The organism is Prevotella koreensis (assembly GCF_003977605.1).
Lineage (GTDB): Bacteria > Bacteroidota > Bacteroidia > Bacteroidales > Bacteroidaceae > Prevotella > Prevotella koreensis.
In genome coordinates this window covers 69,605-82,719 of sequence record NZ_RYYU01000001.1, presented here as the reverse complement: position 1 = coordinate 82,719, position 13,115 = coordinate 69,605, and the positions used below count along the sequence as shown (strand labels likewise).

The 13,115-nt window shown below is 40.8% G+C and carries 12 protein-coding genes, 1 tRNA gene and 1 pseudogene; 6 read left to right on the top strand and 8 right to left on the bottom strand.

All coding sequences use genetic code 11. The features are described from left to right. Window positions 1–11 precede the first annotated feature (11 nt). Together EHV08_RS00350 and dacB are read left to right on the top strand one after the other, a co-directional pair. Window positions 12–401 carry a PH domain-containing protein gene (locus tag EHV08_RS00350; RefSeq protein WP_126677473.1) on the top strand — a complete coding sequence of 130 codons (390 nt, stop codon included), beginning with the start codon at window positions 12–14 and terminating at the stop codon, window positions 399–401. Beyond that, window positions 391–1,602: a D-alanyl-D-alanine carboxypeptidase/D-alanyl-D-alanine endopeptidase gene (gene dacB / locus EHV08_RS00345; RefSeq protein ID WP_126677472.1), complete on the top strand. Its 1,212-nt coding sequence runs from the start codon at window positions 391–393 to the stop codon at window positions 1,600–1,602. Before EHV08_RS00350 ends, dacB begins: the two co-directional genes overlap by 11 nt. Window positions 1,603–1,656: 54 nt before the next feature. Here the strand turns inward: dacB and EHV08_RS00340 are convergent, their stop codons facing one another. After that, window positions 1,657–2,592, bottom strand: a complete 936-nt coding sequence (locus EHV08_RS00340) for a glycosyltransferase family 2 protein (RefSeq protein WP_126677471.1) — start codon at window positions 2,590–2,592, stop codon at window positions 1,657–1,659. A gap of 311 nt (window positions 2,593–2,903) precedes the next feature. On the opposite strand from EHV08_RS00340, the gene EHV08_RS00335 reads away from it, so the two are divergent. Beyond that, complete coding sequence (locus EHV08_RS00335) at window positions 2,904–3,389, top strand: ferritin (protein ID WP_126677470.1); 486 nt, start codon at window positions 2,904–2,906, stop codon at window positions 3,387–3,389. 190 nt (window positions 3,390–3,579) lie between these two features. On the opposite strand, the gene EHV08_RS00330 is transcribed toward EHV08_RS00335, so the two are convergent. After that, window positions 3,580–4,125: a DUF2284 domain-containing protein gene (locus EHV08_RS00330; protein WP_126677469.1), complete on the bottom strand. Its 546-nt coding sequence runs from the start codon at window positions 4,123–4,125 to the stop codon at window positions 3,580–3,582. A gap of 76 nt (window positions 4,126–4,201) precedes the next feature. Then, entirely contained in the window at window positions 4,202–5,365 is a 1,164-nt protein-coding gene (locus EHV08_RS00325; protein WP_126677468.1) for a mechanosensitive ion channel family protein, read from the bottom strand. Window positions 5,366–5,591: 226 nt separating this feature from the next. Here EHV08_RS00325 and EHV08_RS00320 point away from each other — a divergent pair, with 226 nt between their 5' ends. Then, window positions 5,592–6,470, top strand: coding sequence for a bifunctional methionine sulfoxide reductase B/A protein (locus tag EHV08_RS00320; protein ID WP_238987976.1), 879 nt, complete (start codon window positions 5,592–5,594; stop codon window positions 6,468–6,470). Between the two features lie 80 nt (window positions 6,471–6,550). Here EHV08_RS00320 and EHV08_RS00315 read toward each other — a convergent pair. From EHV08_RS00315 to EHV08_RS00300, 4 genes are all read right to left on the bottom strand, one after another. Next, a tRNA-Lys gene (locus EHV08_RS00315) sits at window positions 6,551–6,623 on the bottom strand. 449 nt (window positions 6,624–7,072) lie between these two features. Then, entirely contained in the window at window positions 7,073–7,726 is a 654-nt protein-coding gene (gene rbr, locus EHV08_RS00310) for a rubrerythrin (protein ID WP_126677467.1), read from the bottom strand. 555 nt (window positions 7,727–8,281) lie between these two features. Next, window positions 8,282–8,812, bottom strand: coding sequence for an HXXEE domain-containing protein (locus tag EHV08_RS00305; protein ID WP_126677466.1), 531 nt, complete (start codon window positions 8,810–8,812; stop codon window positions 8,282–8,284). Between the two features lie 15 nt (window positions 8,813–8,827). Next, on the bottom strand, window positions 8,828–9,388 hold the full coding sequence (locus tag EHV08_RS00300; protein ID WP_126677465.1) for a GNAT family N-acetyltransferase: 561 nt from the start codon (window positions 9,386–9,388) through the stop codon (window positions 8,828–8,830). A 121-nt stretch (window positions 9,389–9,509) separates the two neighbouring features. Between EHV08_RS00300 and EHV08_RS11915 the strand changes: the two are divergent. Both EHV08_RS11915 and rho read left to right on the top strand, forming a co-directional pair. After that, window positions 9,510–9,677, top strand: a pseudogene (locus tag EHV08_RS11915) (IS982 family transposase); the annotation flags it as partial. 470 nt (window positions 9,678–10,147) lie between these two features. Beyond that, on the top strand, window positions 10,148–12,133 hold the full coding sequence (gene rho / locus EHV08_RS00295) for a transcription termination factor Rho (RefSeq protein WP_126677464.1): 1,986 nt from the start codon (window positions 10,148–10,150) through the stop codon (window positions 12,131–12,133). A gap of 165 nt (window positions 12,134–12,298) precedes the next feature. Here the strand turns inward: rho and EHV08_RS00290 are convergent, their stop codons facing one another. Further along, complete coding sequence (locus EHV08_RS00290) at window positions 12,299–12,838, bottom strand: 30S ribosomal protein S16 (protein ID WP_126677463.1); 540 nt, start codon at window positions 12,836–12,838, stop codon at window positions 12,299–12,301. Window positions 12,839–13,115: the final 277 nt, after the last annotated feature.

The window sequence follows — 13,115 nt, the reverse complement described above, 5'->3', positions numbered from 1 at the left end:
ACCGAATTTCGATGAAAAGAAGTTTCATACACAGAGTTTCATATATAGAAGTTGCCGGTGCGGCAATGCTTGCCATATTGGCATTATTGTTTTTCTGGAATCGGACACCGGCGAATACAATGGTTGGTTGCCTGCTTATTGCACTCGATATAGCAGTAATTGACAGACTACTTAACACTACATACGTTATCACCGAAAACACTCTGACAATCGTAAGAGGACGATTTGGAAGAAAAAAAACTATAAAATTAAGCAAGATAGATAGTGTAGAGAAGGTAAAAACACTCTTCTCTCACTATGTATTGATAGAATATGACGGTAGGAAACATACTACCATAAACACACTAAACGAAGAAGAAATAATAAAGATACTGAAAAAACGGGGGAAAGATGAGTATTAAGAAGATTTTTCTATTCAGCATATTGTGCCTGATGACACTAAACATCGCGGCACAAGATTATGATGAGAACGATACAATTATTACCGCTTGGCAAGACAGCAGCAATGATGAGGCGGCTTGGGAAGACAAGATTATTGATAGAATTAACGGACTGCTGCAAAGTAAAATCTTTAAGACATCGACCGTAGGACTGGAAATTTACGACCTCACAGACAACAAGGTGCTTTATGCTTATAACGAACAGCAGACCATGAGGCCTGCGAGTACGCAAAAAATGCTTACCGCAGTGACTGCGCTCGCACGTCTTGGAGGTAATCATGAGTTCAAAACACAACTGCTCTACACTGGCGAAATTAATAACGGAACGCTAAACGGCTCGCTATACTGTGTCGGAGGATTCGATCCCGCGTTCGGAAACGAAGACCTCGAAAGATTTGTATCTGCGGTAAGAACGGCCGGAATTGATACCATTCTCGGAAATATCTGCGCCGATTTGCAATTCAAAGATGGTGACAGAATGGGCGAAGGCTGGTGTTGGGATGATGACAACCCTACTCTGACACCACTTATGCTGAACAAGAAAGATGATTTCATGTCGTGCTTCGCATCGCTATTGCGACAAAAAGGTGTAGTAATCAACGGATATACAGAGGAGCAAAAAACTCCTTCTTCTGCACAACAGATATGCGTAGTCACCAACAACATGGACAGGATTCTGCACAGAATGATGAAGAACAGCGACAATACATACGCCGAAGCAATGTTCTATCAATTAGGCAGTTCGGCCAAGAAAGCGAAAATTCACTTTAATAACATAATAAAAGAAGTGGGACTTAATCCTAAAAATTATTATGTCGCAGACGGCAGCGGATTGTCATTATATAATTATGTGTCGCCACACGAAGAAGTTCTTTTCCTGAAATATGCCTACGATAACAAGGAGATATTCAGCCATCTTTACGCATCAATGCCCATTGCCGGCGTTGATGGAACATTAGAAAAACGTATGCGTGGCACTCATGCAGAGGGCAATGTTCACGCAAAAACAGGTACGGTGACCGGCGTAAGTTCGCTTGCCGGTTATCTTGATGCACCGAACGGGCACTTCGTATGCTTTTCAATAATAAACATGGGAATACGTCAAGCATCTACCGGCCGCAACTTCCAAGACCAATTATGTGACGCGCTATGTCGTCCTTAGTTGCATAGAGACCAGAAGCCGATATGCGTATCCATGCCTTTATCAGGTTCTGTGTCACAACATTTTTAACAACCTGCACAGCGACTTTACACCGAACAGTCTTGCAAAAGCAATCTTCATCGTGGCCACAGTTCCCAAATTTACTCCTCGGACTCTCCATCTTCCTGCATAATCACTCATCGCAAGCAATCGCACCGCTGCTCCGTAGCGTGAAAAAGCAGTTATCTGTATGTTTAGGACATGGGCATAATATTCGGCGAAGAAATCCAAATCCCTACTGCATATTCCCTTGCAATGGCTATCAAGAAATGAGATATGTGCGTCAAGCAAACTCTGATAATCTTCGTTGGTAGCATTCTGAGTTATCCCTTTCGGATTCTCAATATAGTGATATGCACCGTGCGAAGTAGTCACCACCTTACCCTTCACATTGTCAAGAAGCAAGGGAAGTATATGAACATCTTCAAAATTCTTTCCCACCGGAAAGCGAACAGCGGAGAATACGGCACGTCTGTAAATCTTGTTCCAAGAATAAGTATGAACGTAAGCATGTCCGCAAAACCAATAATCTGACACATCATACCATTCGGCATCACCTATACCGAGAGATTTTTCCACACCCTTACCATCATGCTTCACAACGTTATACTCCAAAATATCTATGTCGTTGTCATTCTCCATACGTCGCAACAATGGCAAAAGCGTATCGGGAGCGAGATAATCATCAGAGTCAATAAAGGTCAGCAAATCGCCAACAGCCTGCTCAATACCGGTATTGCGTGCCGCACTCAGTCCGCCATTACGCTGATGCACAGCCTTGAAACGCCTGTCCTTCGCCGCCCAGCGGTCGCATATCTCACTGCAACCGTCCGGCGAACCATCATCTACCATTATCACCTCACAGTCTTCTAATCCCTGCGAAGCAACACTTTGCAAACATCTATCAAGTGTCTGCTCTACATTATATATAGGTATTATGATGCTTAACATAGCCTATGTAGTCTCATTTAAGGGATTGCAAACTTATTGCTTTTTCTCGAGACTCTCAACTTTAACAAGTTAAAGAATTTAAACGAAAAGATTAAACGTAATAAAAAGTATCACAAAAAGGCACGAAAATTATAACGATTTACTTTAAAAATTAATATTAAATATTTGTATTGTATGACGAAAACACGTATATTTGTAGGAATAATACATATAAATAGGTTTGATTAAGAAAAAGAATAGATAAAAAATGACTTGTTATTTGTATTGATAAGAAATATATAATTGATATTCACCATATAAAAAGAAACAATATGACAATCAGTAAGAAAATGCAAGATGCGTTCAACGCACAAATCGAAAAAGAATTATGGTCAAGCAATCTCTATCTCGAAATGGCATTCTGGTTTCGTTCAAACGGATGGAAAGGTTTTGCCACATGGATGTTCAGGCAGAGTGAAGAAGAAAGAGAGCACGCTTTGGAAATGGCAAACTACGTGCTGAGCCGCGGAGGAAAAGCGAATGTGACAGAAATAAAAGCAGTTCCGACAGACTTTAAGAACCCACAGGAAGTGTTTGAAATGACATATAAACACGAGCAAGAGGTGACAAACCTCATCAATAAGTTGGCCGATGTTGCTGATGAAGAAAAAGACCGTGCGTCTGCAAATCTGTTGTCAAAGTTCATTGACGAGCAGGTAGAAGAGGAAAGCAGCGTGAAAGAAATTCTCGATTTCTTTGTCAACAACCAAGGCCACGGCATCGGAATGTTAGACCATCGTCTGGGAAAACAACAATAAATGATTGCCTTTATTTTGGCGAAGCCATAAGAACATGGCTATAAAAAACAAATAAAAAACCCGGCATCTGTCTTGATGTCGGGTATTTACGTATATATTAATAAGCATTTCTCGGAAACAATAGGGTTCTATGGCATTGAGACTATAACATGATTAATCATTGTAATATTTCTAAGAGCAAGAATGATTATCAATGGAATATTCCACAAACCAACGTGAGATATTCCGGTATATGCACACCATCGCTCCATTTTATCTCCAGCCCAAGCAACTCTTTTGCAGTCTTACTCATATCGAAACCGAATGCTTCAAGAGACGGACGCACCTTGTCAGGATGCATACACGGCTTGCCTTTTATACGCAGACAAGTAGCACCGCCGCAGTAAGGACACTTTCCTACGAATCCGAAAGCATAGCCTCCCAAGATACGTTCCTTCTCAAGAAGTTCCTCATTCATCTCACATGTAACAGGCGACATTAAGTCGTTAGCGGCACTTAGCGGTAGCATCGGGTTGTTTGGAACAACCTTTACACCCATAATCCACACATTCTGATACCTATTGATTATGTCAAGTTGCTCTTTATCGAACGGCGGACAGCCATAGCGTTTGCCATAATTGCCACATTTCCGACATAACTCAACGAAATAATCAACATTGCGAAAACGCTCGATATAATCCTTTGCAGAAATGTCTGCCGTCAGTCGTTCGGTAGTATATGTAAGGTTTTGGGACATCTGTTGTATTTTAAATTCGCTCAAAGAAACGAGAATATATTATTTCAAGTGTGCATCACATCAATACAATAGAACATCAGATTGTCGTCTGCTGATAAATCTTCAGTCCGAAATCCGGCGTTATGGCAATTACATATTCCATTATTCCGGAGATGTCGTGTTCATAAGGCACTCCGCCTTTGTTTTTCAAGAAGAATATGAACTCAACGGCAAGTCCGTTCTGAGTGGCCTCTGCTTGACGCACGAGTATCATCATATCGGGATTCACGGCACTGTTATTTTTCAACCAACGTTCCACATACATGCGCAGAAGAGTGATATTCACGGCTTCTTTATCTATCTCTCCATTCTTAAAATATCCCTTTTCAATAAGTGCAAAACGTGTATCAGTATCAACAATACCAACATTACGGAAGTCGTAGAAAAGGCGTTTCACTACTTTTCTGCCCGCACTCTCCTCCATTCCTTTCCAATTCTGGAACGAGTCATTAACCAAAGTCTTAGGTGATATTGTCATTATCGTATTATCAAAGTTACGCACCTTAACCGTGGTCAGTGTCATCTCCTCCACTATTCCGTCCACTCCGGTGTTCTGAACTGTTATCCAGTCACCTTTCTTCAACATGTCATTGCTTGTGAGACGGACTCCTGCAACAACACCGATAATGGTATCTTGAAACACCAACATTAATATAGCCGATGTTGCACCGAGTCCGGCAAACAACACCATCGGACTCTTGTTTATCACTATTGAAATAACAACCACCACGGCAATGAAAATCATAACAATCTTCAGTAGGCCGCAAAAAGTGTAAAGATACTGCTGCATCGATGTGCGCTTCTCACCCTCGAAGAGTTTGAACGAGTCTATAAATACAACCATTGTAGCAACCGACATCACAGTAATATATATTGCCGTGAGGCGTGTAAGAATCATTCGCACCGTCGGGAACTGATAGAACACCCACGGAAGTAGCATCCATACCACCACGGCAGGTACGATGTGGGAAGCAGAAAGGAGGACGCGCTTGTTGAGAAGAATATCATCCCAAGTTGTCTTTGTCTTCTTTGTGGCTTTCACAATAAGCGGTACGATTACTTTACGACACACCAATCCTGCCATGGAAGCAATGAAAACGGTTATCAATACAAGCAAGACATGACGAACAACAGGCACAATGTCACCGGTAAGCCCACATATATTTATAAGGCGTTCTACAATTAACACAATCTTATCCATTTCTTATTTTTATTTAAATTCAGTTGCAAAGGTAACGAAAAAAAAGAAAAAATAGTATCTTTGTGTTGTTATAACTATTATCCATTGCCAAAATACATTTTAAAAAGGTATATGGATTATGAAAGGAATGAAATATATGGCAAAAATAATTTTTCTTTTTTCAATGCTCTGCATAGTATCATGTTCTAAGAGTACGCACAACGGAGCACAAACAAACAATACGAATATGAAATATAATCAATTAACGGAAATCGAACGTTACGTAATAGAACAAAAAGGAACAGAACGCCCATTCACCGGTGAATATTATGATTTCTTCGAGGAGGGAACCTACGTATGCAAACGCTGTGGGGCAGAACTATATCGCTCATCAGACAAATTCCACTCAAGATGTGGCTGGCCGAGTTTTGACGACGAGATAAAAGGAGCGGTAAAAAGACTGACTGATGCAGATGGAATACGCACCGAAATACGATGTGCCGCATGTGATGCTCACCTCGGACATGTATTCAAAGGCGAAGGATTTACGGCAAAAGACACTCGCCATTGCGTTAATTCCGTATCTCTAAAGTTTATTCCGAAACAAAATAAAAATAAGAACATGAAAGAGATTTATTTCGCAGGAGGATGCTTCTGGGGCACAGAGCATTATTTCAAGCAGTTGAGAGGCGTATTAGAAACACAAGTGGGATATGCAAATGGCAACACCGATAACCCGACGTATAAGGAAGTGTGCAACAACAATACCGGATTTGCCGAAACGGTACGAGTTGTCTATGACCCAGAAGTGCTCACTTTAGAATTTCTTACTGAGATGTATTTCAAGTCTATAGACCCAACAAGCCTAAACAAACAGGGAAACGACATAGGCACACAGTATCGCACCGGAATCTACTTCAAAGATGCAAACGACAAGACCGAACTTTTAAAAGTATATAATCGTGTGCAACAGGAGGTGGGAAGTCAGTTAGCCGTAGAACTAAAGCCTTTGGAAAATTTCTATAATGCCGAAGAATATCATCAGGACTATCTCGACAAGAACCCTAACGGATATTGTCATCTCCCCCTCTCGCTCTTCAAAATGGCTAAGGAAGCAAACAGGTAATCAATTTCGTCATGCCGCACCTAACTATAAAAGTGATAATATAGGAAAAGGAAAGTTGAAACATTCAACTTTCCTTTTTGTACACCTGCAGGGGTTCGAACCCTGGACACCCTGATTAAGAGTCAGGTGCTCTACCAACTGAGCTACAAGTGCATCATTTGCGCATTCAAAATAGAGATTTCTGAAATGCGAGTGCAAAGGTACAACCTTTTTTTAAAACCTCCAAACATTTCCTTATTTTTTTTGAAAAAATATAATTACTCCCAAAACAATAAAGAAACAAATACGCAAGTTCAGGATAAAACTCATCATGAAATTTGGTAATCTGTATAAATTGTTACATCTTTATAAGGCCAATAATCAACAAATTAGGAATAATATACATTTGGTAGGTTGAAAACCTCTTGAATGTCTATTACGCCGTAGATTGGTATTTGCTTGTTCTGTCTTAAAACCATGTTACCTAAAAAATGTTTTTATGTTACTCTTTCCTATTTACTATCTTCTTTATCAACGGTTCTTATGGCAACAAAAAAGTGCCAGAAACCTTTCGGCTCTTGGCACTTTGTAACTAACACTGTTAGAATTACTATTGCGATGAATTAATAGTTAGACTCCTCAACCTGAAAGAAACTCTGTGGGTGGTTGCAAACCGGACATACAGCCGGAGCTTTCTTGCCGATAACAATGTGGCCACAGTTGCGGCACTGCCAGATGCAATTGCCATCACGAGAGAACACCACACTGTCCTCGATGTTCTTCAGAAGTTTGCGGTAACGCTCCTCGTGGTGCTTCTCAACCTTACCCACGCTGCGGAACTTGACAGCCAACTCCGGAAAACCTTCTTCAATAGCATCCTTTGCCATCTGCTCGTACATATCAGTCCACTCGTAATTCTCACCATCTGCTGCGTCAGAGAGATTCTGGGTTGTTGTAGGGATATCACCCTCGTGGAGAAACTTAAACCAAATCTTTGCGTGCTCCTTCTCGTTGCGCGCAGTCTCCTCAAAGAAGCCTGCAATCTGTTCGAAGCCATCCTTCTTAGCCTTAGAGGCATAGTATAGATACTTTGTGTGTGCCTGACTCTCACCTGCAAAAGCATCCTTGAGGTTCTGCTCTGTCTTAGTACCCCTCAGTGCTATAGGATTAAACTCCTTGAACTTATCAGCCTTTACGTGACATACCGGGCACTCTTCAGGTGCCTCTATTCCTTCGTGGATATAACCACAAACGGTGCAAATAAATTTCTTTTTCATAATGCTTTTTGATTATAATGTTATGTATATCTATGTTTATTACGAATAGAACTAAATTTATATCTACTGATTTTAAGCAGTATAAACTTACATTTTGTTTTCTGTAATAATACAAAATTTTGTTTGCAAAGATATTAATTATTTCCGAAACCGCCAACGTTTCTCCAGTTTTTCGCACGAAGTTGACTATTTAGATGGTGTATTACTCCCAAAACAATAAAGAAACAAATACACGAGTTCAGGATAAAACTCATCATGAAATTTGGTAATCTGTATAAATTGTTGCATCTTTATAAGGCCAATAATCAACAAATTAGGAATAATAAACATTTGGTAGGTTGAAAACCTCTCGAATGTCTATTATGCCGTAGATTGGTATTTGCTTGTTCTGTCTTAAAACCATGTTACCTAAAAAATGTTTTTATGTTACTCTTTCCTATTAACTATCTTCTTTATCAACGGTTCCTTATGGCAACAAAAAAGTGCCGGAAACCTTTCGGCTCTTGGCACTTTGTGACTAACGCTGTTGGAATTATTATTGCGTCAATTTTATATTCATCTTTTCTCTTCCCATCGTTGAAATTTCCCCATACAAAAGAATGCAGAAAACAAACTTAGTACGGTAAGAACAATCCCAATAGTTGCCCATAAAACCATTTGTGAGAAAGATAGAACTGTGATTTTTGAAAATTCAGTAAAAGCATAGAAGCAATAAGGTAATGTTAGGAAACTGGTTATGATAACGGGCACATACTTTCTATATACAATCCATTGCAGGATATGTATTAAAAGGTGAACAGAATATCCTGTCAACGCAGCAAACCACCATTGATATTCTACTGTCCATACGGAGCAAAACGAAACGACAGAAATAAGTATGAACTCGTGAACAGTGCCAATGGCGAACGTGGAAGTGGAATAGTTGAAAAGTCCTCGTCGCGTAAAGAACGATTCGATTTTAGGGAAGCGTTTTCTTAACTCTTCTCTGTTCCTGTCAATCCAATGTCTAAACATAATAATTTCCTCGTATTCGTGAACCATAAACACGAAAGGAAGAAGCAACATTATTAAGTTTATTTTAGTCATAATCTCCCTTGATATTTATTTCAAGTTATCGATATTGTTTTTCCAATCCCTTAAAGTGATTTTGGTAAAATGCTCTGTGCGAACCTCGTTAAGCAATGGAACAGGCTTATTGTCTTCTGTATGGCTATAAATGAATCCGCATTTCTCTTGTACTCGTTTCGATTTCTCGTTGCCATCGTAGTATCCACACCAAACCTTATTTTGCCGTAAGTCCTCAAAAGCATACCTAAGTAATTCTTTTACAGCCTCAGGAATCATCCCTCGTCCCCAATAAGGCTCTCCTATCCAATAGCCAATTTCGCACTCGTTGTCCGAAATATTTGCACTGTGGATTTCACTTTTTGCGGTCATTATTCCAATACTGCCGATTGCCTCGCCGGTTTCTTTTAATACAACTGCATAGGTTTCAGGAGCAGATAATACTGTCTTTATAATCTCGCGACTGTTCTCTATACTTGTATGCGGTGCCCAACCGGCAATAGGACCAACATTTGGATTCTGTGCATACTTATACAGTGCTTCTGTATCGCTTTCCTTCCACGGCCTCAATATTAGGCGTTTTGTTTGTAGTTCCATATTTTTCTTATATTCCATATGAGAATTCGTGATAAAAACTCATCATAAAATTTGGTAATTTGCAAAAAAATATTGTACTATTATAGTGCTCTAAATCAACAAAATACAAACAAAATCCGCTATGATTACCGAGTACAAAATTAGTGATTTTTTCTGTATTATCGACGAATTTAACAAGAATTTTAATGCCAAACTTAATAAAAATCTGTTATTACCATCGCTTGATACTACCGGCAGACGCTATCGTAATCATAAAGGCCGGATGTCAGGAAGTGAAATAACGAGCATTTACTGCATATTGTTTCTTTGGGAACAAACCGCAGGCATTACCGGTACATGTGGAAAAAACGAGATAGTTAGAAATCTTTTGGGGAGAGGTCTTATCCCCAAACTCAGGCTGATAATATTCATATTATATGGGTAATCAAAAGAAAAGGGAATGTAATTTGGGCGAAATTACCGACCAAATTGGGCGAATTTGAAAAGCAAAACAGGCGAGATTGGTTAGCAATTTCGCCTGTTTTGGTATATTGATAGATATAGATACAAAATCAATAGAATGTTATTAATGTCGGAAACAATGATTAATACCATTGTGGTTAAAAAAAACTAAATGGACAGATAGTCCATATAAAAACAGTAATCAAGAGTCGTGTTTTCAAAAAAAATGCGTACCTTTGCATCGTTTTTATAAACATTCGTATTGTTTCCACTCGTGAAACAAACAAACAATCTTAATTTTGCATATTAATATTACGTATGTACACAATAGACGAATTATCATCTAAAGATATTTCCGAACTGAGAAATATTGCGAAAGAAATTGAGGCTGATGTCACGGATAATGACGATCAGCAGAGTCTTATTTACGCCATTCTGGACAAACAGGCTGTACTTGAAAGCGAGAAGAACCCGCTTGGAGCAAAGCGACGCAGAACACGAATACAGAAAAAAGAGACTGACAGAGTGTATTCTGTTAATGGAAAAGAAGGCGAAAACTTTGATACAAAGAAACAGAAACCGGCAGAACAGCAACAACTTTTCAAAGACATAGTCGAACCAACCGAACCTGTGGCCGAAAACAATGCTGAAGAAAAGCCGATGGAAGAACCGGTAAAGGCTCCCGCAAAGAAACGCGGAAGAAAATCGAAAGCGGAGATTGCCGCCGAAGAAGCAAGGAAAGCATCGGAGGAACAGCAGCAATCAGAGGCTCCCTCTATGGAATCAATAGAAGAACCGGCCATAGAACAAGAACACGATACAGAAGAAATTTCTGATAACAGCGAAGACTTCATACCGGAAGAAGAGTTTGCATCGGAAGCACCGGCAGAGCAAACCGACGAGGAAAACGACCTCATACAGCAACTTCAGGCCAAGGTAAATGCTCACAATGAAAACGTAGAGATAAAGCATGACGGACTTGAAGACAACATCTGGGAAGGTGATCCCGGAGACGGTACCGACTTCATTATCTCAATAGATCTGCCAATAGAAGACCATGCAGCAATGCCAATCTATGACATGCTCGACAATCCCACCACGCCTATAATGCAACCGTTGCAACCGGCACAGCAGTTCATCCCAATGGTACAAAACGACGAAGTGGAGGAAGATGATTTCGACTTCTCTGACATAATAAAGGCAAACGGAGTTCTCGAAATAATGCCCGATGGATATGGCTTTATACGTTCGAGCGACTACAACTACCTTTCTTCTCCGGATGATGTTTACGTTTCTGCCGCCCAGGTGAAGCGTTATGGTCTGAAAACAGGCGATGTGCTGCAATGTAATGTGCGCCCGCCACGCGAAAGCGAGAAATATTTCCCATTGACAAGTATCGACAAAATCAACGGAAGAGAACCGTCTGAAATTCGCGACCGCGTTCCTTTCGAACATCTCACCCCACTCTTCCCCAATGAGAAATACGAACTCTGCGGAGACCCTAAGACCACAAACCTCAGTACAAGGGTAGTAGATTTGTTCGCTCCTATCGGAAAAGGACAACGTGCACTGATTGTAGCACAGCCAAAGACCGGTAAGACAATTCTCATGAAAGATATTGCCAACGCCATTGCGGCCAATCATCCTGAGGCTTACCTTATGATGCTCCTCATAGACGAACGTCCGGAGGAAGTTACCGACATGGCAAGAACTGTCAATGCAGAAGTAATTGCATCTACGTTCGACGAACCGGCTGAACGTCACGTAAAGATAGCCGGCATTGTGCTCGAAAAGGCCAAGAGAATGGTTGAATGCGGACATGACGTGGTAATATTCCTCGACTCTATCACACGTCTTGCACGTGCCTATAATACCGTTGCTCCGGCAAGCGGAAAAGTACTCACCGGTGGTGTAGATGCCAACGCACTGCAAAAGCCGAAGCGTTTCTTCGGTGCGGCACGTAACATCGAGGGAGGCGGTTCGCTGACCATAATAGCCACCGCACTCATAGATACCGGTTCGAAAATGGATGAGGTTATATTCGAGGAATTCAAGGGTACCGGTAACATGGAATTGCAACTTGACCGCTCGTTGAGCAACAAGCGAATATTCCCTGCAGTGAACCTCGTTGCCTCAAGCACACGTCGTGACGACCTGCTGCAAGACAAAACAACGCTCGACCGAATGTGGATTCTAAGAAAGTATATTGCCGACATGACATCAATGGAAGCAATGGACACAATACACGACCGCATGGAAAGAGCATTGAGCAACGAAGAGTTTCTGCTTACGATGAACTCTTGATATACCAACGATGAGTGTTGAATGGTATAATATCATACATTCAACACTCATCGTTTATATTTTTCTGTGTTCCGGAAAATCATTTCTTAACGGGCATAAAAAGAAGCGGAGTATTCCCACATGGAGATACTCCGCTTCTTTTATTGTACTGAACGGAAAGGGAAATTAAGCCTCTGCCGGTGTTTCTTCAGCAGCAGCCTCTTCTGCATTTGCAGTAGCCTCTGCTTCAGCCTTGGCAGCAGCCTCAGCGGCCTTCTTGTCAGCCACCTTCTTTGCTATTGCCTCGTTGATTTTCTTTTCGGCATCGAGTTCCTTGGCCTTAGCCTCTTTCTTGGCATTTGCTTCGCTCTCACGAATAGCCTCAAAACCCTTCTCCTTTGCATTCTTCCATGCGTCGAACTTTGTCTGAGCAGCAGCCTCATCGAATGCACCTTTCTTAACGCCTCCGCGCAAGTGCTTCATCATATACACGCCCTCAGCCTTAAGGATGTTGCGAACGGTATCTGTTGGTTGTGCTCCGGTCTCTACCCAGTAGAGAGCGCGTTCGAAATTCAAATCCACCGTGGCCGGATTGGTGTTAGGATTGTAGGTACCAATCTTTTCAGTAAATCTACCATCACGTGGTGCTCTTGAGTCAGCGATAACGATACGATAGAAAGCATAGCCTTTACGACCGCCGCGCTGCAATCTGATTTTTGTTGCCATTTTGTTGTTGTTTAATGTTTTATTAGGTTTGAATTTTATGCCACTATCACGTAGTAGCGGCTGCAAAGTTACTACTTTCTGTCGATATATCTTTCATTTAATATGGTATAACACAAAACAATTAACTTTTTTTATCAAGTCAAAATCTACAATTAATTGGCTTAACACTCACAAAACAAAGAAGATAAGCGATATTAGACATTCAATTACGAGCCCTGACTATACTTTCAGACGAAACAAAAAAAGGGTTGATACAGGACGCACCAACCCAAAAATG